Below are 22,954 nucleotides of genomic sequence, written 5' to 3'. Positions count from 1 at the left end.
GGGATTTTTCTGCATCACAGGTTTGGCATCACACCTCAGGGAAGAAACTCCACCACCAGTTCAGGGCGGGTGGTGGACTCCCGGCTTTTGAAGGTGGAGAGCACATTCAAACTGGAAGGCTGGGTGAACGCCACCGTCACCTCGGACAGCCCTGCATTCAGGGCATCCTGAATCAGGCTATTCACGTCCAGGCTGTACCACGTTTCGGTGCGGTTCAGGGTGGCCGATCCGTACACCGTACCCAGTGCAGGACGGTTGTTCCAGTTCACGGTGGCCTCAGACCAGCTTCCAGAGGTGCCGCGCGCTTGAACGGTGGTGCTGGTGTAATTCTGGTTGCTGTCGTTCAATTTGCCGTACAGGCGCACCACTGCATTTTGCAACTGACCCGCCCCCACTCCGGCCAATCCTGAGAGGTTGAATTTCACGTATGACACTGCGTTGTACCCACTGCCTGCCACCCGCACGTCCATGTAGGTGTTGCTGCCGTAATTGGTGCTGGCGTAAGTGCCATCGCGCACAAAAGCATCCGCGGTGCTCTGGGTGGTGAAAGTGCTGCTGGAAGTGGCTTGCAAAGGCACCGTGGGTGCAGCCGGATTGTAATTGGCCTGCAACTGTACGGTTTTGCCTTTCAGCGAGGTGAAATCCACCTGCACTTTCAGGTTCGGGGTGCTTTGCAAGACCTGAATGGCCGGATGGCTTTGAACCACCGCGCCAATCGGACGGGTGTACTCGAACGTCACCACCCCTTGCAGTTGTGTGGGATCCGAAAAACCAAAGGTGAGGGTGCCAGATGCTGGATTTTCCTGACCGATCACCGAGGCCGGACCAGAGCTTTTCAGCACCGTGGAGGCCAGCCCTGCACCGTAAAAATTTGCTGCCACCATGCCCAGCGTGTTTTCCCGCACCGCCTGCACGGTGGGGGTGTTGCTGAGGACGCTCACCTGCGGATTTTGCTGGTATGTCTGGGTCTGGGCTGGCGTGCTGCCCGGCAGGAGCACATAAGCGTACGTGGCATTGACAGGATTCACCCCGTGGTTCACCCATGCAGTCAGGTAGTTTTTCTGGATCACCGTGCTGGGGGTGACCCCATCGGCACGGGTCCATCCGGCAGAGCCTGTGTTGATCTGCGACCAGCTTCCAGAGCGGGTTTCCCCTTTCAGAAAAAGCGTCTGGGGGCTGAAAAACACGTACCCACCCACATTGGAGAGGTGCAAAGACTGCACACCCTGGCTGCCTCCCGAGAAAGAGTTGTAGGGGTAGGCAGTGCCATTGAGGGTGACCGTCTGGTTGGTGGTGTCCAGCATGCGGTTCTCTATGGTGGTCTGCACTTCTTCGCCACCAGTGGCGTTGATGCCAGCCCCCAGCATCACGATTTCATCGTCAAACATGAAATAGGATTTTCTGGCCACCACCGTACTGCTTCTGGTGAGGGTGCCGTTGCTCTGGCGGTTCCCATCGGCTTTGAAGTCCATTCCATAAGCCCCGTACCCGGCCAACTGGCTGCCTCCTGCCCACGCATTGGGACTGAGGTAATGCTTGCCACTGCCCACCGCCACCGCAGAGCGTGGGAAGCTGCTTTCAGACGCTTCGGTGGTTCCCGGAAGGCGGTAACTGTCCACCGTCGGCCAGAAATCCAGAGCATAGTTGGGCGAGGTGGTGTTGTACAAAAAAACCATGCCGTCTGCGGTGTACCAACCCTTGAGGTTTTCGTTGTTGATGGACTCGTAATTGCCGGTCCGTTTGGACGATGCTGCCACCGCAAACACCCAGTTTCCTCTGGAATGCACCACCCGGTCCATGCTGGGGAACTGCTTGTGGTAGGACAGGTCCCCTCTGGGGGCCACGCCAGAGAGGGTCTGGTCGGTGAGGATCATGCTGGCCAGAGACACCTGTTTGTAAAACGTTGCAGTGGGGTCGGTGGTCAGCATGTATTGGGCGAGACTTTTCAGGCGGTTTGCATCTGCAGGGGGTGCATTGAGGCTGAGTTGCACCAGAGCGGCGGTCACGCTGCTGCCCCGCCCCAGATCGCTGTCTTTGCCCCGGGAGATGGAGCGTCCAGCAGTGAAGTCCAGCATCCGGCCCCGGTACAGCATCGGTTCGAAAGCCTCATAGGCCCAGCGGTACACATTGGAGACTTTCGGATCGGTGACACTCCAGTTGCTGTTTTGCGAGACATACAGGAATTTTGCCAGTCCCGAAAACAGCACAAGGCCGTAACTGGCGGTGTATGGCAAATTCACATGGTCGATGTAACCCCCATCGGCGTAAAAACCCACTCCGGAAGTGACATCATTGAACAGTTCAGAGATGCTGTCCCGTGCACGGGTGACTTTGGCATCGTCTTGCAGCAGCAAACCCACTTGATTGAACACCGTGGCCTTGTCCATCAGGTTGGCTCCGGTTTCGATGGAGCCGAAACCATTGCGGATTTTGGGGTCCGGCACAAACCGCAAGATCGCATTGGTGAAAAGGGTGATTTGCGTGCCTGAGAGGTGGTTTTCCATCAAGAGCATGGTGTTCAAAAGGGCCTGTGGTGTCCCGATGTCCCAGTCCCACCAGTTGCCGGTTTTGCTGACGGTGGTGTTGTACTGGTTGGTTTGCATCCAGTCCAGAGCCGCCAGAATGTCGTTTTTCAGGGTGGGGTTCTGATGAAGGTCTGCGCCGGGCGTGCTGTAAGCCAGGGCCAGCGTGAGGATGCGGGAAGCGTTGGCGGTGATGCCTGCCGAATCGTTGGTCACATCGGACCACAGAAAGGTGCGACCGTTCGCCGTGTTGAGGGTGCTGTAAAGTTGCTGGGCGCTCTGGTTGAGTTTCTGCAGGGCCGCAGTGTACTGGGCATTGCCGGTGTTGACCGATGCAGGCACGAGCAGGTTTCGCCAGCGTGCCTTTTGCAGGCTGTAATCTGCAGCCACCGCTTGAGGATGGAGGGTGCCTCTTTCGGATGCAGGGGTTAAAGGAGGAAGGGTCTGACATCCAGTGACTGCAGTCAGCAGGAGCAGGGTGAGTAGGGGTCTTTTCATGCCCATCCTTTCTTGCGTTAAGCTTAACGCAAAGTGCCAAAGCACAAGATTTGACCAGAGGAATACCAGAAAAAGATTTTCAGTGTCCTCTTAGAGTATTCCACATGACCGTCCCTGTCAAACACCCCTGAAATGCTCTTCCCGGCAGGATTCACACAGAATCTTGACAGAGCACTGCCAGCTCCTCACAGGCCTCCCCACCAGAGCAGCAACCACAAAAGCCCGTTCCATCCCAGGCCACCTGATCTTGTGTCGTCCTCAAAAAGCACAGGCCGTGACAACACCTGTCACGGCCTGTTGGTGCGTCATGGATGCAGAATTCAAAGCGCTGTTGCTGTGTCCGGAATGACCCACCAGACGTTCCCCACCCCGTGTCCGGTGGTGTCTCCCACCTTCTGGTCCTTGATCCAGTAATACACAGGTTTACCGTCGATGGTCACTTGCAGTGCACCATCTTTGCGGGTGGTCAGCCCGAGGCGACCTTTGAAGGTGCCCATCAACTGGGTGGCATCAGAAACCAGCAAGGGAGGCCAGTTGATGGCGCACTGGTCGTAACAGTTGCTGGTGGTGCCTTCGTCTTTGCTGAAAATGTACAGGGTCATGTTGTTCGGACCAGCCAGCACATTGCCCTGAGCGGTGTCTTTCTGCACGGTGATCAAAGGCTGCTGATTCGCCACCCACCAGACCTTGCCCACCGCCTGACCGGTGGTGTCCCCGGCCTTCTGGTCTTTGATCCAGTAATACAGGGGCCAGCCGTTGTAGGTGACTTGCAAGCTGCCATCTTTGCGGGTGGTGGTGCCGTAACCGGGACCCTCGGGCAAGTCCTTGGTGCCCTTCACCGTCAGGGGGGGCCAGTTGATGGCGCACTGGTCGTAGCAATTGCTGGTGTTTTCGGTGTCTTTGGTGAAAATGTACAGGGTCATGCCGCTGGCATCGGTCAGGATGCGCCCGAGTTTGGCATCGTCCCGGTACTCCACGAGGCTGCTGGCACTGGCGAGAACGCTGGTCATCAAGGCAAAGCTCAAGAAGTGTTTCATCATGTTGGATCGACCTCCAATCCCAGAGACACCTCTGGTGGTGTTTTGGATTCACAGCTTGGATTCACAGCAGTTCAACACTCCCGAGGGGATGGGTGGGTTTGGGGCTGCCCCCTGAGGGTTCCATGCTGAGCCCAACCCGTTCGAAGCCCACGTACTGCACTTCCAGAGGTTCTCCCCGGGTGAGGCCCAACGAAAAGGGTGTTCCCTTGACCCGCCCCCATGCCTGATAGGTCCGGTCTGCTGGGGGTTTTGAAACCGGCACGAACAGCGCCTTGCCGTCTTCCCGGAAGATCACTCTGGCAATCTCCTGTCCCTCTTTGGTCCTGATGGTTTCTGTTCGCACTGCCCTTTCCACGTAATGGCGAACCAGAGCGGTGGCTTGATAATGCTGGATGAACCCCACCGTTCCATATCCGAGCAGTCCCAGCACCAGAAGGGAGGCCGCCAGCACAGCAGGCCGGGTCCAAATTGGCTTGGGAATTGGGGGTTTGCGTGGATGGCCAGAGGTCTGGGCCTCAATCCCAGCCCACACGTCCGGGGCTTTTTGCTCGGGGAGGGCCTCCACCAGGGTTTCCAGCCCTTCTTGCAATTCCAGCACCTTCTTGCGGCACACCGGGCAATCCAGCAGGTGCGCTTCCATGGCCTGCCTTTCGGCTGCGGGGAGTTCACCCAGCACGTAGCTGATCAGGTGGTCACGTGGATGTGTCATTTCCCCTCCAGTGCTTTTTTCATGGCCGAAAGGGCACGCCGCAAGCGGGTTTTGATGGTCCCGAGCGGAAGCCGGTAGCGGCTGGAGAGTTCATCGTGGGTGTACCCTTCAAAGAAAGAGTCGTGGATCAGGTGCTGGTCAAGCGGATTCAGGTGGTGCATGGCGTGGTCTACCGTGACCCGGTTCTCCGGGTCTGCAAAAGGGGTGGAAAGGAGGTGGTCATGCTCGGCCAAATCCAATCCGGCGTTCTGGGGGCGGGCTTTCTGGGCGCGGATGCGGTTCAGGCACTCCCGACGGGCAATGGTGTAAATGAACGCGCGGGGAGCATGGATGTGCGGGCTGAATTCACGGGCATGGTGGTACAGCTTCACAAAAGTGTCCTGCAACACCTCCTCTGCATCCTGAGGGCTTTTCAGCATCTCCAGAGACAGGGAGTAAACCCGGTCTTTCAGGAGGTCGTAAAGGTCCCTGAGGGCATGTTCATCCCCTCTGGACAGTTTGAGAATCAGTTGGGTTTCGGTGTCCATCAAAGGGTCCCACCACACATCGGAGCAAAGAAAAGGTCTGAGGCCTGAGCATGCATCACCCTGAGAGACACGCAAAAGCGGAGTTTGGATTCATGTGATGGATGACCCACCATGCGATGTGCTGTGCAACGTCATCTTGTTGCCACACCTGCACAATGGCATGGTCTGGAGCAAGTGTCTGGAGCATGTTGCATCTCCCTGAGTGTGGAAAGGATGGAGAATGGGTCCCACTGTTCCGACAATGCAGGCTCACAAGGACGATTTACATTTGCTGATGGATCAGAACCTGCAAGCTGCACCCTCAAAACGTTCCTGTTGTTTGGTGCTGTATCACAAAATGTCCTTTGCGGCCCACTCTCCAGCAATCCGACCAGAGAAAATGCATCCACCCAGAAAAGTGCCTTCCAGAGCCCGGTATCCGTGCATGCCCCCTCCACCAAAACCTGCGACTTCGCCTGCTGCATACAGGCCCGGAACAGGTGTTCCACTCTGGTGCATCACCCGCCCTTGCAGGTCGGTTTCCAGTCCTCCGAGGGTTTTGCGGGTGAGGATGTTCATGCGAACGGCAATCAAGGGACCTGCTCTGGGGTCGAGGATCCGGTGCGGAACGGCAACTCTGGACAGGCGGTCTCCCAGATAAGCCCTCGTCTGGCGGATGTACGTCACTTGCGCGTCTTTTCCGAAAGGGTTGTCCAGTTGCCGGTCCCGGTCCAGAACCACTTGCAAGACGTGCTGTGGGTCAAGCCAGTTGTTCCCGGTCAGAGCATTCATTCCAGCCACCAACTCTGGCAGGGAGTCCCGCACCACGAAGTCCTCTCCCCTGTCCATGAAAGCCTGCACAGGTGGAATCACACCCGGCAAGAGCCGCCCGAGGGTCTGCTGGATGCTCTTTGAGGTCAGGTCAGGGTTCTGTTCAGAGCCAGAGAGGGCAAATTCTCGGGCGATGATCTTGCGGGTCAGGACAAACCACGTGTACGGGTACCGGTTCCGGGTGATGTGGCTGAGGGTGCCCAGCGTGTCGAAGCCCGGAAACAGCGGAACCGGCAAGCGGTTGCCATGAGGGTCCAGCCACAAAGAAGACGGGCCGGGCAACACCCGAATGCCGTGGTTCGGCCAGATCGGGGAATGGTTTCTGAGGCCTTCGGTGTAGTGCCACATGCGGTCCGGGTTGATGATCCGACCACCCGAGTGTTCCACCACCTGCAGCATCTGACCGTCCACATGCTTGGGCACCCCGGAGACCATGAACTCTGGGGCAGGTCCCAAACGTTCGGTGGGCCAGTTGCGGCGCACCAGATCGTGGTTTCCGCCGAGGCCACCGCTGGTCACGATCACCGCCTGTGCTTTCAGTTGAAAGTCACCGACCACCGTGCGGGAACTGGATTCTCCTCTGGAGATGGCGCTGTCCTCAAGGATTTCACCATGCACCCCGGTCACGGTGTCTCCAGATTTCACAAGTCCGGTCACCCGGTGGCGGAATTTGAAGGTGATCCGGCCTTCATCGGCAAGCTGCCTGACGGGTCGCTCGAACAATTCCACCACGCCCGGTCCTGTACCCCAGGTGACATGAAAACGGGGCACACTGTTGCCCGGTCCGTCTGCCAGAGCCCCACCCCGTTCGGCCCAGCCCACGATCGGAAAAATCCGCAGCCCCAACTTGCTGAGCCAGCGGTGCTTTTCGGTGGCAGCGAAATGCACGTAAGCCTCCGCCCAGCGTCTGGGCCAGTGGTCCTCTTGCCGGTCAAAGCCAGCGGTGGTCATCCAGTCCCTGAGGGCCAGATCCAGAGAATCCCGGATGCCCATCCTGCGCTGTTCGGGGGAATCCACAAAGAACAGACCCCCGAAAGACCAGAACGCCTGACCTCCCATGTTGCACTCGGGTTCCTGCTCCAGCAGGATGACTTTTTTGCCTTGCTGGGCAGCCTGAAATGCAGCCACCAGACCTGCCAGACCTGCACCCACCACGATGATGTCCGTTTCCAGCATCCTGCACCTCCCTGAACCCCTGTTTGCCTGCTGATCTCTTCAGTGTGTCAGGTGCACCGCCAAAAGCAAAGGGGCTCAGGGTTGGCTTTTGAGCAAACGCTGGGTCCTTGAGGTTGATGCCCCTGAAACCTTCGTGCGTAACCCCTCCCAATTAACGACCCATTAACGCACCAGGTTGCACCATGAAGCCAAAAGAAAGGAGGACACCCACTGCAGAAGCGCCAACCGTAGGCTTCATCTCTTGCATTCACAACACATCCATCCCCATTTTCAAACCCCCAAACCCTCAGGAGGACCCCATGACCACCCAACCTGAAACCAGCACCCAGACAGCCCCCAAGTTTCCCAACATTGAATTTCTTGGACGCGGCTACGACCTGCTGCTCACCGACCCTCTGGATTACGCATCCAGTGGGGTGAAAGCCACCGTCATTGCACTGCAATACCAGAAAAGCACCACTGCACAGGTGGAAAGCAGCAGCTTCCGCTTCCCGGACGGCACCCAGAATGCACCCGACCCCGGAGGCACCACCAGCCTGACTTTTCAGCAGATGTTCCGTCAAACCGACTACCAATCCCAATTCGGTGAAACCGCCACCATCAGTGGAGGCATCCCCCTGATTGCCAAATTCAGCCTCAGTGAGTCTTACAGCCAGTCCTTCAACCAGAAAAGCAGCACCCAGAGTTCCACCCTCTACACCTGGAGGGAGGTCCGACTGGTGACCGTCAACTTCACCCCGGCCCTCGATGATCCACCCCCCATGGTGATGGACACCGACTTTGCCAACGCTGTGGGGAACCTCTCGACCAGCAGCGCAAGCGATCCCACCTATCAGCAGTTCATTCAGCAGTTCGGCACCCATTACTCCACTTCTGTGGGGTTTGGAGGGCGGGCCTACCAGTACACCGTGGTGGAAGCCACCACTTTCAGCAGCATGGTCGCCCAGAACATCGACATTCAAGCCGGGGCCTCGGGGGCTTTTGACATCTTCACCGGCAGCGCCTCTGGAAGCTACAACCAGCAAAACACCCAGAATTACCAGCAAGCCACCGAAAGCAGCACCACCCTGAAGAACTTCTCTGGAGGACGGCCCTTTGACGACTGGGACCACTGGGTGTCCAGCGTGGTGGATCAACCGGTCCCCATTGCCCTGACCCTTGCTCCGCTCTCCGACCTGCTGACCAGCACCAACTTCCCGAACGATGCCAACATCGGGACCAAACAGGGCTTTCTGGAAACCGCCATTTCCAATTACCTGCAAGCCAATGGTGCAGCTCTGGCCAACCCACAACCCCTGCAATCTGGCTCGACCCAGTTTTACCTGGTCAATGCCAACGGACAATTCCTGTCCCGCACCCAGGATCCCAGCGAGTCCGGCAACCTCGCCATGGTCAGCAACCCGACCTCCAGTGGAGCATTCATGTACAACGGGCCTTCCCCTCTGGCCCCGGACACCTTCATGGCCCTCACCAACAACACCTTCGGTGGGCATGTGGATGCAGCAGCAGATGGCGATCAGGTGGTGTTCACTTTTGCCTCCAACAACACCTACCTGCAAACACAAATGGTTTCGGTGTTCAACAATCCCGCCAACCCTGTTTCTGGACTGGGCACCCTTCCCAGCAGTGTGATGACCGGAGATCAGGTCTATGTGCTGCACAAAACCGCAGGGGCCATGCAAGCCTCTGGCAGTCAGGTGCTGGCCCAATCCAACCCCACTGCCGGGGATCCAAGCCTGATCTGGACGGTCATGGTGGGCAGCGGCGACTGAACCTCCCGGAACATGCTCCAAGAACCCGGCATCTTTTGCCTGTTTTGATGCTCAAGTCTTGCGGGCATGATCAGGCATGACTTTCATGCATCTGTCTTGACGCAAAATCCAGCAATTCACTTTTCCCTCTGGCAGATGCCAGAGGGATTTTTGAGGTTTTTCCAGCATGACATCCGACAACACACTGGCATGGTGCTCACTGGAGTTCAGAGCCTTTGAATGCCCTTTCAATCCGAGTTTGCAGCCCGGCTTTCACCTTGGGCCACTCTTCTTTCAGGATGCTGAACATCACCGAATCTCTGGCGTATCCGTCCGGGCGCACCTGATACCTTCGCAACACCCCTTCCCGGACGGCCCCGAGTTTCTCCATGGAACGCAAACTGCGTGCGTTGCGACTGTCCACTTTAAAATGCACCCGGTTGGCGTCCAGCACCTCAAAAGCCCGTTCCATCAAGAGCATTTTGGCTTCGGGGTTGGCGGTGCCTCCTCTGAATCTGGCGGTCAGCATGGTGCCAATTTCCATCCAGCGGTCTGCTTCACGCAGTTCACTGTAAGAGATGCGCCCAGCCACCTCGCCACTTTTCATGACCACCGCCCAGTTGATCCGATTGGGAAGGGCGTTCAGGTTCTGGATGTACTCTGTGAGGGATTCCAGGGTGGTTTCTGCAGGTCCACCTCTGGACAGGTAAAGGGTGGTGTCTTCATCCAGATGCTGGAAAATGCCTGCAGCGTGCGTTTCAGAGAGGGGAACCAGATCAAGGGTGCGTCCAGTCAAAATGCATTTTTCATTCCAGAGGCTCATGCCATCATGGTAATGGCAACAGGTCAGGTTGGCAGGATCCAATCTCGGGCTGGATCAGAGGTCCACCATCACCTTCATGGACTGGTGTTTGAATTCATCGGCGAACTGCAGGGCCTTCTGGGTGTCTTCCAGCCTGAAACGGTGGGTGACCATGCGGTCCAGATTCACCCGGCCCTCCTGCACCAACTGCAAAGCCGCAGGGTAGCAATTGGCATACCGGAAAATCCCCCGGATGTCCACCTCTTTGGAAGCGGCAGAAACGATGTCCAGAGACACCATCGGCTCGGGAGGGAGGCCCACCAGCACCACCACGCCACCGGGTCGTGCTGCCAGCATGCTCTGCTGGCAGGTTTTCAGGGTTCCGGCGGTTTCAAAGACCACATCTGCTCCAGCATGGCTCTCGGGCAGATCACGTCCGGTGATTTCACGGATGCGTTCCAGAGCGTTTTCATGACGGGCATTGATGGTGTGGGTGGCCCCAAGTTCACGGATCAGGTCCAGACGGTAATCTTCCAGATCCACGGCAATCAGGGTGGTGGCCCCGGCAGCCTTCGCAGCCTGCAAAGTGGTGCAGCCAATTGGACCTGCCCCATACACCACGATGGCATCACCAGACTTCACCCCTCCCCTTTGCACCGACCACACCCCCACCGCCAGAGGTTCAATCAGGGCCGCAGCATCATCTGAGACCCCTTCTGGCACTTTGAAGGCAAAATCTGCGGGCCACTCGACGCACTCCACAAACGCCCCATTCACCGGAGGGGTGGCCATGAAGGTCATCTCGGGACACAGGTTGTAGCGGCCTTTTTTGCAGTGCTCACACTTGCGGCAGGGATAGCCCGGCTCCAGCGTCACCCGGTCTCCGACTTTCAGGTGGGTCACGCCGGGTCCAAGTTCTTCCACAACCCCCATCGATTCATGCCCGAGGATCAGCGGTTCCTTGACCACAAAAGGTCCAATCTTGCCGTGGGTGAAGTAATGCACGTCCGAACCGCACACCCCCACCGTTTTGATCCTCACCCGCACGTTTCCAGCGCTGGGCGCAGGAATGGGACGTTCTTCTAGGCGCACATCTCGGATCTGGTGCAGAACAGCGGCTTTCATGGTCTGGGGGGTGCTTGTGGGTGGGTTGTCAGGGATGGATTGGGTCATGGGAGGGGGTCCTTTCGGGGTGTAGGGGCGAGGCATGCCTCGCCCTGCCGAGGGCCGAGAGCCAAGGGCAAAAAACGCAGAAGGCAGCGACCCCGCGCCGACCGAACCGCTTCGGAGGCGCATCTTGGGGTCAAGAAGAAGGCAGAAGGCGCAAAATGCTTCAGCAAATGCTTTGTGTCAAGCTGACGGCTGATGGCTGAAAGCTGACGGCTTACAACAGTCCATGCATCCGGTGCATCCATGTCCGGTTTTGCTGGTAGAGGTCCAGATACATGGGGTAAAACAGGCTGTACCTCTGGTGGTTTGCTGGATCAGGAGTGATCAGGTCCTGACCCGAGGTCCACTGTTCAAGGTCCTGCAAGGTCAGGTGCTTGGTGGCCAGTCCAGCCAGAAAAGCATTGCCATAGCTGGCCCCGAGGGTCACTCTGGGCAGGATCTGGGGGATCCCGGTGATGTCGGTGACCAGTTGCGGCCAGAAACGGCTCTGCGCTCCTCCGCCCACAGCCACCACCCGATTCACCTTCGCCCCGAGGGCTTGAAAGGTCTCCAAGTTGTGTCGGATGCCATATCCGACCCCTTCAAGGGTGGCGCGGAACAGGTCGCCTCTGGTGTGGTGGAGGCCCAGTCCGGCGTACATGCCTGTGGCCAGAGGGTCATTGATGGGGGTCCGTTCACCGCTGAAGTAGGGAAGCACCATCACCCCCTCACTGCCGACCGGAATTTTGCTGGCCTCTTCAAAGAGGGTGGAAAATGGGGCTTTTTCAGTGAGGTTTTGCCTGAACCATCCGGTCAGGGCTCCGGTGGTGGCCATTCCTGCTGCGAGGTTGATCTGGCCTTCAAAGGCTCCAGAGACGGTCCAGACTCTGGGATCGGGGGTAGGCTGATCTTGCACCAGAATGAAAAAAGTGGTGCTGCCGTACATCACCATCAGGTCACCCGCCTGAACCACACCCACGCTGATGGCTTCGCTGAGGGCGTCCACTGCACCGACCGTGACCGGGGTTCCCACTTTCAGGCCGGTGATGCTCGCAGCTTCGGGGGTCACGGTGCCTGCAATTTCATCGCTCCAACCGAGGTCAGGCAGCATGGAAAGGGGGCAGAGGTGCTCTGCATAACGCTGACTCCACTGTCCACTCTGGGGATCAAAGAGCGGCATGTAGTGGCTGGCGGTATGGCGGTCCATGATGTGCCGTCCGGTGAGCCTGAACCCGAGATAACTGCTGGCAGTGGTGAAGGTGTGGGTTTTGTTCCAGACCTCGGGCTCGTGTTTTTTCAGCCAGAGGATCTTGGGACCCACCGCCTGTGAGGTGAGGGTCATCTGGCTGAAAGCGTAGATATGCTCCTCGCCAATGAGGGTGTTCAGTTCCTGAATTTCCTGTGTGGCCCGGGTGTCCACGCCGTACAGGATGCCCGGTCTGAGGGGTCTCCCCTGTTGATCCAGAGGCAGCAGGCAGGGTCCAATGGCACTGAGGGCCACCCCGAGCACGTCATGGCCGGTGTAAGGTGCACCGTTCAGGAGCGTCTGGCACACCTCAATCACATCTTTCCACCACACCTGATCGGCGTCCTGCTCGGCCCAACCGGGGTGAGGACAGGAGACTCCGTGCTCCACCACGTGGGTTTTCAGCACCTGTCCGTGCAGGTCGGTGAGCACCCCTTTGGTGCTTCCGGTGCCCACATCAATGCCAAGAAGCAGGTCAGGCATGGTTCACCACACCGTGTAGCCGCCGTCGATGGTCAGCACACTTCCGGTCACGTAACTGCTGGCTTGCGAGGCCAGATAAACCACGCCGGGACCGATTTCCTCGGGTTCGGCAAGGCGACCCATGGGGATGGTGGAAAGCCACACCTCGCGCCATTCGTCGGTTTCCATGCCTTTTTTGGTGAGGGGAGTCGCCACATAGCCCGGTGCAATGGCGTTCACCCGCACCCCTTTTGCAGCCCACTCTCCGGCCAGAGATTTGCTGAGCATGATCACTCCGGCCTTGGAGGTGTTGTATGCGGCTTGCGGCTGGGGGTGGTTGGAGATGATGCCGCTCATGCTGGCAATGTTGATGATGCTGCCCTGTCCGCGCTGAAGCATGTGCATGCCAATGGTCCGGCAACAGGCGAACACCCCCGTCAAATTCACCTGCATGATGGTGTCCCATTCGGCGTCCGGGGTGTTTTCGGCTGGGGTGTTGCGCACGATTCCGGCGTTGTTGACCAGCACATCCACCTGCCCTGCTTCCTGCACAATCTCGGAGAAAACCGTTGCGATCTGCCCAGAGTCGGTGACATTGAGGGTTTTGAAGTGGGCACCCAGCGTGCGGGCTGCTTCTTTCCCAACCTCGGGGTTCAGGTCCACGATGTAGACCGTTGCACCGTGTGAGATGAGGTCTCTAGAAATGGCGTAACCGATGCCCTGTGCGCCTCCGGTGACGATGCAGACTTTGCCAGAAAGGTCAAAAAGATTCATGATGGGGCTCCTTCAAGGATCAAGGTGGGAGAGACAATGGCTTTGATGGAACCGGCTCTGGCAGCAATTTTCTGGTCGATGGCTTCGGAAAGCCCGGAGAGGGGCAGGGTGTCGGTGATCAGGTCACGCACTTTGACCTGTCCACTTCGCAACCACCTGAGGGCCAGAGGGATGGTGCTGTTCAGGGAAAAACTGCCCAGCACGGTCAGGTCTTTCCTGAAAATCTCGTAGGGGCTGACCTCAATGGTCACGTCTTCCGGTGCCACCCCAAACACCAGAATTTTTCCGCCGGGGATGGCATGCTGCACCATGTGCTGCTGGACTTTGGCCACACCCGTGGCTTCGGTGACGATGTCGAAGCCGTGCGGGAAAAGGGCTTTGATCTGCTCATCTGCTTCACTGGCCAGGAAAGTGTGGTCTGCCCCGAGTTTGCGGGCCAGATTCAGGCGCTCGGTCTGGGTATCCACCACGGCAATTTCACTGACCCCGCTGGCTTTGAGGGCCTGCATCAGCAAGAGTCCAATTCCCCCTGCCCCGTACAGCAGGGCCGTGGAACCGGGCTCGGGTTTCAGGCGGGTGATGCCCCACGCCACGCACCCGAGCGGCTCGGCAAAAACCGCTTCTTCGGGGGCAAGGTCGCTGGCGTCGTAGACCACGTTTGAGGGGGCGACCACGTATTCGGCAAATCCTCCAGCCCTTGTGACTCCAACAGCCTCGTAGTGCAGGCACTGGTGGCGCATGCCTTTCTGGCACATGATGCACGTTCCGCAGTTGAGGTCGGGATCGAGCACCACCCTCTGGCCTTCGCTGAAACCGCGTACATTTCCCCCGAGTGCAACCACTTTCCCAACAATTTCATGGCCGGGAATCAGGGGAAGCTTGGCGTGAAAGTGGCCTTCAAGCAGGTGGGCGTCGGTGCCGCACACCCCGGCCAGTTCCACCTGAATCAGCACGTCGTCCGGGCCGACTTCGGGCAGGGGAACCTCCTGATGTTCGATGGTGTGGGGGGCGGTGATCAGGGCTGCACGCATGGTGGAAGGAAGGTTCATTTGACAGCTCCAAACGTCAGTCCGCGAATCAACTGTCTCTGGGCAAACCAGCCGAAAAGCATCACGGGGGCAATGGTGAGGGTGGCAGCAGCAGACATCTGGGCCCAGAACAGTCCCTCAGAGGTCTTGAACGAACTGATGTAAACAGAAAGCGGAGAAGCGTCAGAAGAGGTGAGGTTCACGGCAAAGAACACTTCGTTCCATGCGAAAATCACGCACAACAGGGCAGTGGAGGCAATGCCGGGGAGGGCCAGCGGGAGCACCACCTGAAAGAATTCCTGCCAGAGGCTTGCCCCATCCACTTTGGCGGCTTCAATGATCCCGAAAGGAATTTCGCTGATGTAGGAGTGGACCATCCAGACCACCAGAGGCAAATTGATGGTGGTGAACATCAGGATCAAGCCCAGGTGGGTGTCCAGCAAACGGGCATCCCGGAAAATCAGGAACAGGGGCACAATCACACCGACCGGAGGCATCATCTTGGTGGACAGCATCCAGAGCAGGGTGCTTTTGGTGCGCTTGCCGGGGTACAGGGCCATGGTGAATCCCGCAGGCACCCCGAGCAAAAAGGCGAGGAGGGTCGATCCGCCCACGATCAGCACGGAGTTTTTCAGGAAGGGACCGTAGGTTTCCAGCGCTCTGGCAAAGTTCTCAAAGGTGGGCGTGAAGAAGAAAATGGGTGGGGTGGCAAAGGCCTGCGCTTCGGTTTTGAAGCCTGCCAGCACCATCCAGACCAGCGGAAACAGAAACAGGAACAGCAAGAGGTAAGTCAGGACGGTCAGCAAACTGCCTTTGATGTGGACCAAAAGGTCCTTGCGGGCAGCTTTGGCGCGGTTTGAGGGAAGGGTGGTGGTCATGCTTTGCCTCCAGAGATGTTGCGGCCAATGATGCGCAGCACCACACTGGACACCATGTTGGTGAACAGCACCGCCAGCACGCCTGCCGCAGATGCCAGGCCAATGTTGTACTCGGCGAAAGCCTTCTGGTAAATGAAATAAGGGATGGTGGTGGTGGAAATGCCGGGTCCTCCAGAGGTGGAGGTGTAAATTTCCCCGTACACCTGCATCAGGAAGATGGTTTCCAGCAGGATCACCACTTCCAGAGAGCGCATCCAGTGGGGAAGCACGATGTACCAGAACTCCTGCAGGGGGGTGCAGCCGTCCAGACGGGCAGCTTCAAGCTGGTCCTCGGGCAGGGATTGCAGTCCGGTCAGGAGGATCAGGGCGGCAAACGGGGTCCATTCCCAGGTCACCATCGCCACGATGCTTTGCATGGGGTACTGGGAGAGGAAATCCACCGCAGGAAGACCCAGTTGCTGGCTGACCCATGCAAAAAAACCGAACACCGGGTTCATCAACATGTTCTTCCAGACCACGGCGGTCACCACAGGCATCACCAGAAAGGAACTGATGAACAGGGTTCTGACCACCGGGCGACCAAAGAACGGGCGGTTCAAAAGAAGGGCAATCAGGGCACCAATCACCACCGAGAGCACCACCACGCTGAGCATCAGGACCACGGTGTTCAGCATCACATGCAGATTCTGGCTGTCTGTGAACAGGGTCAGGTAGTTGCCAAAACCCACAAAGGGACGGTCATCGGGGATGGTGAGGTTCCATTTGAAAAAGCTGTAGTACACCGTCATCAAAAACGGCACCTGGGTGGCGACGATCAGGTACACCAGAGCGGGAACCAGCAGCAAAACTGCGGGCATGTTGATGGGCTTTCTTTTGGATTCTTGTGTTGTTGGAACAGAACGCATCATTGGAGGCTCTTTCTGTGTGGGCCAGAGGGCTCTGGCAAAAAGGGCGGCTTGAAAGGAAAGCCTGCATCAACGTGAAAGGGGGAAGTGCAGGGGACGTAGGGCCAAGGGCAGGGGCGCATACAGGGCTGGAGCATTTTGGATTCTGGATGCTGCGTCCATGCAAAGAAGGTGCAAAAGGGGTGGACGAATGGGAGGGCCCTTTTGCACCTTCTGTTCAGGGATTACTTCTGGTATCCACCGTCTTTGGAGACTTTCTCGGCTGCGGTCTGGGCCTGTTTGAGGGCCTGATCCACGGTCATCTGACCGGAGAGCACACCTGCAAGGTACTGACCAACTTGCGTCCCGAGGGCCTGGAATTCAGGGATGCCCACGAACTGCACGCCCTGATAAGGCACGGGGTCCTTGGTGGGTTTGGTGGGATCGGCACGCTTGATGCTGTCCAGCACGATTCCAGCGAAGGCACCTGCGGCTTTTTTGTACTCGGGGTTCTGGTAGGTGGAGTTGCGGGTTCCGGGAGGCACAGAAGCCCAGCTGCCTTTTTCCTTGGCGACCAGAGCGATGTACTCTTTGCTGGTGGCCCAGGTCACGAATTTGAAGGCTTCGGCTTCGTGTGTGGTGCTCTTCGGAACAGCCAGAGACCATGCCCACAGCCAGTTGCTGCCTCTGGGGGTGCCGGGCCCGGTGGGTGAGTTGGCAAAGCCCACGTTGGCAACCACTTTGCTCTGTGCAGGATCGGTCACGAATCCGGCAGCCACGGTGGCGTCAATCCACATGCCGCACTTGCCCTGAGCAAACAGGGTCAGGTTTTCGGTGAAGCCGTTGGAGGTCACTCCGGGAGGGCCGTATTTCTTGATCAGGTCGGTGTAGAAGGTCATGGCTTTCTTCCACTCGGGGCTGTTGAGGGTGGCGTTCCAGTCCATGTCGAACCAGCGTCCGCCGAAGGTGTTGACCACCGTACCGAAAACGGCCATGTTTTCGCCCCATCCGGGCAGGCCACGCAAGCAGATGCCGTACTGGCCTTTCTCGGGTTTGTGGAGGGCTTTGGCGAAACGCTCAATTTGCGTCCAGGTGGGCTTGACGGGCATTTTGAGGTTGGCCTGTGCAAAGAGGTCTTTGCGGTAGAAGGTCATGCTGGATTCGGCGTAGAAAGGCAGGGCGTAGAGTTTTTTGTTGTAGGAGAGGCCCAGACGCACGGGTTCCAGCACATCGTTCAGGTCGTAGCTTTTGGCGATGTCGGGGTTTTTGGTGAACTGGGCACTCAGGTCTTCCAGCCAGCCGTTTTTGGCCCAGATCGGCACTTCGTAGGTGCCCACGGTGGCAATGTCGAAGGTTCCCGCTTTGGAGGCCACATCCAGAGTGATTTTCTGGCGCAACTCGTTCTCAGGCAAGACCACCCATTTGACTTTGATGTCGGGGTTTTGCTTTTCGAACTCGGGGGTGAGTTTTTGCATGGTCACCATGTCGGGGTTGTTCACGGTGGCGATGGTGATGGTGGTGGCGGCAAAGGCTGAGGAACCCAGCCCCAGCATGAGGCTGACTGCGTACAACTTGTTCATGTTTTTCCCTCCGGGCGCTTGATCGAGACAGCGTGTCTACAGCCGAACCACAGGATGTCCTGTCGGCAAAAGTTCTGTGCTGTTGGGTAATGGTCTCGTGTCCATAGTTAAGCACAATCTGCTATCATTGTCTAGTGGCACAGCGCATGGCTTTTGAGCGAGTCCAAAAGTCCCGCTGAACTTCACCCAACCAGAGCACCGGCCTTACAAAAAAGGGTCTGGGTGGAAAGCCCACGGTCTTCAGCCTTGGGATGCCAGAACCCAGCCGCCCATCAGGGCGGGAAGCTCAGGCCTTTGCCTTAAGCCTCGGCTTTTACCCTTTAAAACTCAGGGTAAAAAAGCTACGCTTTTAGTGTGATTGTCCTTGAGTACAAGTTGGTGGCTACCAACAAGCAACAGCAGGCAATGGATGAAGCCATTCGCACTGCCCAGTTTGTGCGTAACGCCTGCTTGCGACTCTGGATGGATGCAAAGGATGCCGAGAAAAGCGTGGGTAGGAATGAGATTTCCAAGCACACCACCAAGCTCCGCGCTGAGTTTGAATGGGCCAACAAGCTCAACTCCACTGCTGTGCAGGCTGCGGGTGATCGGGCATGGTCCGCTATTTCCCGCTTCTATCACCATCACAAGAAGGGCATCCAGCCTGTGGGCTTCCCCAAGTTCAAGAAAAACACCCGCAGCGTGGAGTACAAAGGATCAGGTTGGAAGTTGGATGCGGCCAACAAGAGACTGACACTGACGGATGGCTTCAAGATCGGGGTGATGAAACTCAAAGGTTCTTGGGACTTGATGCTCTACCGTTTGGAAGACATCAAACGCCTGAGAATCTTGAAGCGGGCTGACGGTTACTACGCCCAATTCCTCATCGACGCAGAACGACACATGGATCTTGAACCCAGCAGGAAGACCATCGGGCTTGATGTGGGTTTGAAGTCGTTCTATACGGATTCTGAGGGCCATGAAGAACCCAGTCCTCGCTTCTACCGCAAGGCAGAAGGGGCACTCAAGAAATTGCAGCGCCGGGTGAGTCGGAAGGTCAAAGGCTCTAACAATCGCAAGAAAGCAGTCAAAAAGTTGGGCAGAAAGCACCTGAAAATCGGGCGTCAACGTAAAGACCATGCCCTCAAACTGGCACGGTGCGTAGTCATGTCTCACGATGTGGTGGCGTTTGAAGATTTGAAGGTCAAGAATATGGTCAAAAACCGCAAGCTCGGTAAAAGCATTCAGGATGCCAGTTGGCGAGCATTCCGCCACTGGTTGGAATACTTTGCAAAGATCATGGGCAAGATTGCCATTCCGGTGAATCCTGCGTATACATCCCAGATGTGTTCTGGATGTGGTCAAACAGTCAAGAAAGACCTGAAGACCAGAACTCATCTTTGTGGGTGCGGTACAGTGCTGGACCGTGACCATAATGCGGCAATCAACATTTTAAGAGCAGGACTCCGTATGGTGGGGCACACCAAAACGTCTGGGGAAACCCAGGAAACGCTTGTGGAGATGGAAGAAGACCAGCCAAAGCTGGCATCTATCGCTGAAGCAAGAATCCCACAGCTTTAGCCGTGTGGAGTGTCAAAATCATCTAGCAGGAGACCACCTTGGCGACCATCAATGATGTTGCAAAACTTGCAGGCGTTTCCCCCACCACCGCCAAACGGGCCCTGAACGAGCCCCACAAACTCCAGCCTGCCACCCTGCAGAAAGTGCAGTGGGCCATTGAACAACTGGATTACGAACCGGACCTCACCGCCGGAGCCCTCAGGCGTGGCCGCAACCTCACCGTGGGCCTGTTGGTCGGTGACATCGTCGAGCCGTTCTTCGCAGAACTGGCCCGAGGCATCGGTGACCACCTCAGGAAAGCCAATTATGGTTTGCTGCTGGCAGACAGCGGCTACCAGTCCGAAATCGAACGCCACAACCTCCGGCACCTTGCAGGCCAGAGGGTCAGTGCCCTGATCATCCGCCCGGCATACGGGCAGCACAACCGGGATTATTTGCTCAAAATGCAGGAAAAAGGCACATACATCATCGAGGTGGACCACCACATGGACGACAGTCCCTTCGATTTTCTGATGCTGCACCACGAACAATGCATCCAGCTGGGGCTGCAACACCTCTGGAAACTCGGGCACACCCGCATTGCAGGACTGGGGATTCACCACCCCGAGCTTCACCCCGAGTGGCGTGCTTATCACTTTGAAAGGATCATGAAGGGCAAAGGTTACGCCATTCCAGACGCCTACCGCCGCCTCATCGAATACAACGAGCACGAAGCTTACCTGCTGGCCCGCGACCTGCTGCAACTTCCAGAGCGCCCCACCGCACTTTTTGCCTTCAACGGCACCGAAGCCATCGGTGCTTACCGGGCCATTCAAGAATTGGGCTTGCGCATCCCAGAGGACATTTCCCTGCTGGCCTTCGACAACCTGACCTGGACTTCTCTGGTGAAGCCCGGCATTGACGTGATCGAGCAACCTGTGCACGACATGGCGGCCCTGCTCACCCGTCAGGTGCTGCAAAACATTGATGGAGCGGGCAAACCCATGAAGAAACTCATGGAAGGGAAATTGGTTGTGCGTGGCAGTTGTGCTGCACCTGCGTTTTAAACCGACAAGTGCCTTGGGCAGAATCTCAAAGCATCAGGCTCTTAAGCAGGATGACTTCAGCAGAACAGGGATCAATGGAAAGCCACCTGCACATCTTCACCTGCTTGCTGGCAGGTGTAAGGGAAATGGGCCAGAATAAGGTCGGTGTTGTTTTCCATGGCATCCATGTGGGTCACCACCTTGAAAGCGCCAGGTTGTCCAAGTTCATGGTCAATCGAGACAGCTGGACCCCTCAAAGCACCGGTATGCCTGAGCAAAGAGATTGCTTTGTGCCAGCACTTGCTGATGAAGATGTTTTTTTGAACCCGTTGCCATTCTTCCACCGTGATGGGATGATCGGTGGTCACTCCTGCACCATCCTGAATCACCATGTTGGCTTGGTGTTGTTTTTGTGAACAGGTGAATGCCGTGGAGATTTTGTGCTCAAAAGCATTGAGCGCCACCATGTTGCCATCCCAGTAGAAAGACCCTGGTCTCCCAGATGCACGTGTCATGGTTTTGGCATCGAATTCCACCGATTCAGGGGATCTGAGTTGTTGTCTTGCCAATTGCATGCACTGCTCGACGAATTGTTTTCTCTGAACAGCCCATTGTTCCAGCACTTGCGGTTCAATGGGAGGGCCACCCAGAGGTTTTCCTGCTGCATCCAGCAAAACCACATCGGAAAAGACCCCCTCTTTCTGGATACAGGTGAAAGACACACGTTTGGCCGTTGCTGAACTGTCGGTCACTTCTACTTGACCGGTGACTCTCATGCCCTCTGGCTGTTTCTGAAGCTTGTGCGAAATGATGTTTTGCCAGCGGAACTTCGAGGGCTCCCTGAAGTGCCGGGTGACTTCTCTGGTGCATGACGCCACAAAGGGAACCTCGGGGATGCTGGATCGCACCTGGGTTACAGGGTTTTGCGTTTTCTGTGGACCATTTGTTTTCATCAACAAAGCAGCAAAGTCTGGATGGTTCTGCATGCAGACAAAGGGGATGACTTGTACGGACTTTGGATCTTGGTATTTTGTGACCGTGACACGGCTTTCAAAGAGGTAAGCTCCAGCCTGACCCCGGACAGACCCTGCGGAGAAAGACCCCCACTTTAAGCCCTCTTGAACTTCGATCTGTTTCTGCACAGCTGTCAGACAGGTGGAAACAAATGCATGTTTTGTGATCCCTTGGAATTCTGTTAGAGACATGGGTTTCTGGGCATCTGCTTCCAATGATCCCATCAGGACTGTTTCTGTCTGGCCCTGGTTTTGCAAACAGACGACGGGAAGAAATGTGCTCGATTCAGAATGACCAGCAGGGTAGAATTTGCCAGTCATTCTGAATCCGGATTCTCCCTGCAACAAACTGGATGTTTCAAACTCTGTTTTTGTTGCATCAGGGTCGCCTGTTTGCTTTCTGAGATCAGCACTGCAATTTGCCAGCAAGTCTTGCATTTCTTCTGTTAAATGTTGAGCGGGCGATTTTTGAACGGGTTGAACAGATTGTTGTGACCGATCCTGTGGTGATGAGCGTTGAGAATGCAACAAGAGTCCAGCCAGAATCAATACAATTCCGACCATCACAGAAAGCTTCCAGAAAGATGGTTTTGATTTGGGTGACAATGCAATTGGATTTGATTTTTCAAGAAATTTTGGAGACATATATCTCCAGAGTATCATGCAGCGACAGTGCTGTTCACATGGTTGTGGCAGCAGATGATGTGGCAACAAGAGGGTTTTTCTGTTCTCAACCGCTGCTTCGTTTGATGTCGACCTGAACAGGGGAATCAGCCCCTCCACACTTGTAGAGGCTGGAATGAAGACATGGAAGCACCGATTTCAGGTTGTCATCCATGGTGCCAAACTTGATTTTTCCCCATCGCACTGCAGAGGCAGGGAAAAATCAAAATGGTCTGGTTCACCTTGGCAAAATGGTGCCAATGGCCGTGGCCACCTGTTTTTCTTCCCCTTCTTTGACCACGTAAATGTCACACTGGCACACCGCCTGACGCTGCCCAGAGGACAATGCTCTGGCCCGAGCGATCAGCTTTTCTCCGATGGCTGGCCGCAGGTAATGGATTTTGAATTCGGAGGTGAGCACCTGGGATTGGAGGGCTGCCGCACCTGCGAAAGCCAGAGCGGTGTCGGCAAGGAAACTCAGGGCTCCGCCGTGGGCAGTGCCGTACTGCTGGGTGTAGTGGGGGTGCAGGGGCATCACGATTTCGGTGCCTTCGGCTGAGCACCGAACGATTTCGGTTTCCATGTGCATGCTGAAAGGTTGCTGGGACAGAGCATCTCGGGCGAGGGTCAAAAAGTCCATGGGGCCTCCTTAAACTTGTACTGGGTTTAATTGTATATCAAATCCAGAAAAGCTGCTTTTGCATGATCTGGAAAACAAATTTTCGGGCAGTGCCTTTCAGCACTGCCCTTGCCCCTAACGTCTTGCCTTCTAAAGTTGTGACGCGTTCCCCTGTGACTGAACGTTCCCTCGCTCAGTCCTCTGTAGTGTAAAGGGTTGGGTGCACAATGTCAAGCTT

At 56.7% G+C, this 22,954-nt stretch carries 18 protein-coding genes; 3 read left to right on the top strand and 15 right to left on the bottom strand.

From position 1 onward, the window contains the following. Positions 1-35: 35 nt before the first annotated feature. From Q371_RS05170 to Q371_RS05150, 5 genes are all read right to left on the bottom strand, one after another. Positions 36-3,020 carry a polysaccharide lyase family 8 super-sandwich domain-containing protein gene (locus tag Q371_RS05170; RefSeq protein WP_169743790.1) on the bottom strand — a complete coding sequence of 995 codons (2,985 nt, stop codon included), beginning with the start codon at positions 3,018-3,020 and terminating at the stop codon, positions 36-38. Positions 3,021-3,340: 320 nt separating this feature from the next. Beyond that, entirely contained in the window at positions 3,341-4,060 is a 720-nt protein-coding gene (locus tag Q371_RS05165; protein ID WP_051963300.1) for a hypothetical protein, read from the bottom strand. Positions 4,061-4,121: 61 nt separating this feature from the next. Then, positions 4,122-4,769 (bottom strand): anti-sigma factor, encoded by a 648-nt coding sequence (locus Q371_RS25380; RefSeq protein ID WP_051963299.1) that lies wholly within the window; start codon positions 4,767-4,769, stop codon positions 4,122-4,124. After that, entirely contained in the window at positions 4,766-5,296 is a 531-nt protein-coding gene (locus Q371_RS05155; protein ID WP_034336985.1) for an RNA polymerase sigma factor, read from the bottom strand. Before Q371_RS05155 ends, Q371_RS25380 begins: the two co-directional genes overlap by 4 nt. Before the next feature lie 330 nt (positions 5,297-5,626). Continuing rightward, positions 5,627-7,282, bottom strand: a complete 1,656-nt coding sequence (locus Q371_RS05150; protein WP_034336983.1) for an FAD-binding dehydrogenase — start codon at positions 7,280-7,282, stop codon at positions 5,627-5,629. A gap of 299 nt (positions 7,283-7,581) precedes the next feature. Here Q371_RS05150 and Q371_RS05145 point away from each other — a divergent pair, with 299 nt between their 5' ends. Beyond that, positions 7,582-9,054: an MAC/perforin domain-containing protein gene (locus Q371_RS05145; RefSeq protein WP_034336981.1), complete on the top strand. Its 1,473-nt coding sequence runs from the start codon at positions 7,582-7,584 to the stop codon at positions 9,052-9,054. A gap of 196 nt (positions 9,055-9,250) precedes the next feature. On the opposite strand, the gene Q371_RS05140 is transcribed toward Q371_RS05145, so the two are convergent. The 8 genes from Q371_RS05140 to Q371_RS05105 form a co-directional block, all read right to left on the bottom strand. Continuing rightward, positions 9,251-9,856, bottom strand: a complete 606-nt coding sequence (locus Q371_RS05140; RefSeq protein WP_034337152.1) for a GNAT family N-acetyltransferase — start codon at positions 9,854-9,856, stop codon at positions 9,251-9,253. A 54-nt stretch (positions 9,857-9,910) separates the two neighbouring features. Beyond that, positions 9,911-11,008 (bottom strand): NAD(P)-dependent alcohol dehydrogenase, encoded by a 1,098-nt coding sequence (locus Q371_RS05135; RefSeq protein WP_051963297.1) that lies wholly within the window; start codon positions 11,006-11,008, stop codon positions 9,911-9,913. A gap of 211 nt (positions 11,009-11,219) precedes the next feature. Continuing rightward, positions 11,220-12,713, bottom strand: a complete 1,494-nt coding sequence (locus tag Q371_RS05130; protein ID WP_034336979.1) for an FGGY-family carbohydrate kinase — start codon at positions 12,711-12,713, stop codon at positions 11,220-11,222. Positions 12,714-12,716: 3 nt separating this feature from the next. Next, positions 12,717-13,466: an SDR family NAD(P)-dependent oxidoreductase gene (locus Q371_RS05125; protein ID WP_034336977.1), complete on the bottom strand. Its 750-nt coding sequence runs from the start codon at positions 13,464-13,466 to the stop codon at positions 12,717-12,719. After that, the gene (locus Q371_RS05120; RefSeq protein WP_211253801.1) at positions 13,463-14,515 is read right to left on the bottom strand and encodes a zinc-dependent alcohol dehydrogenase family protein; all 1,053 of its coding nucleotides are present in this window, start codon (positions 14,513-14,515) and stop codon (positions 13,463-13,465) included. Before Q371_RS05120 ends, Q371_RS05125 begins: the two co-directional genes overlap by 4 nt. Beyond that, positions 14,512-15,372, bottom strand: coding sequence for a carbohydrate ABC transporter permease (locus tag Q371_RS05115; RefSeq protein ID WP_084571242.1), 861 nt, complete (start codon positions 15,370-15,372; stop codon positions 14,512-14,514). The genes Q371_RS05120 and Q371_RS05115 overlap by 4 nt, the downstream gene beginning before the upstream one ends. Then, the gene (locus Q371_RS05110) at positions 15,369-16,229 is read right to left on the bottom strand and encodes a carbohydrate ABC transporter permease (protein ID WP_034337142.1); all 861 of its coding nucleotides are present in this window, start codon (positions 16,227-16,229) and stop codon (positions 15,369-15,371) included. Before Q371_RS05110 ends, Q371_RS05115 begins: the two co-directional genes overlap by 4 nt. A 272-nt stretch (positions 16,230-16,501) precedes the next feature. Continuing rightward, positions 16,502-17,836, bottom strand: coding sequence for an ABC transporter substrate-binding protein (locus Q371_RS05105; RefSeq protein WP_051963295.1), 1,335 nt, complete (start codon positions 17,834-17,836; stop codon positions 16,502-16,504). A 354-nt stretch (positions 17,837-18,190) separates the two neighbouring features. Here Q371_RS05105 and Q371_RS05100 point away from each other — a divergent pair, with 354 nt between their 5' ends. Beyond that, positions 18,191-19,396, top strand: a complete 1,206-nt coding sequence (locus Q371_RS05100) for an RNA-guided endonuclease InsQ/TnpB family protein (protein WP_034336975.1) — start codon at positions 18,191-18,193, stop codon at positions 19,394-19,396. A 38-nt stretch (positions 19,397-19,434) separates the two neighbouring features. After that, positions 19,435-20,442, top strand: a complete 1,008-nt coding sequence (locus Q371_RS05095) for a LacI family DNA-binding transcriptional regulator (protein ID WP_034336972.1) — start codon at positions 19,435-19,437, stop codon at positions 20,440-20,442. A gap of 71 nt (positions 20,443-20,513) precedes the next feature. On the opposite strand, the gene Q371_RS05090 is transcribed toward Q371_RS05095, so the two are convergent. Next, the gene (locus Q371_RS05090; RefSeq protein WP_157442526.1) at positions 20,514-22,079 is read right to left on the bottom strand and encodes a hypothetical protein; all 1,566 of its coding nucleotides are present in this window, start codon (positions 22,077-22,079) and stop codon (positions 20,514-20,516) included. 256 nt (positions 22,080-22,335) lie between these two features. After that, positions 22,336-22,737, bottom strand: a complete 402-nt coding sequence (locus tag Q371_RS05085; protein ID WP_034336967.1) for a PaaI family thioesterase — start codon at positions 22,735-22,737, stop codon at positions 22,336-22,338. Positions 22,738-22,954: the final 217 nt, after the last annotated feature.

Origin of the sequence: Deinococcus misasensis DSM 22328, from assembly GCF_000745915.1 — a bacterium.
Classification (GTDB): domain Bacteria; phylum Deinococcota; class Deinococci; order Deinococcales; family Deinococcaceae; genus Deinococcus_C; species Deinococcus_C misasensis.
This window is presented reverse-complemented; position numbering and strand designations above follow the sequence as displayed.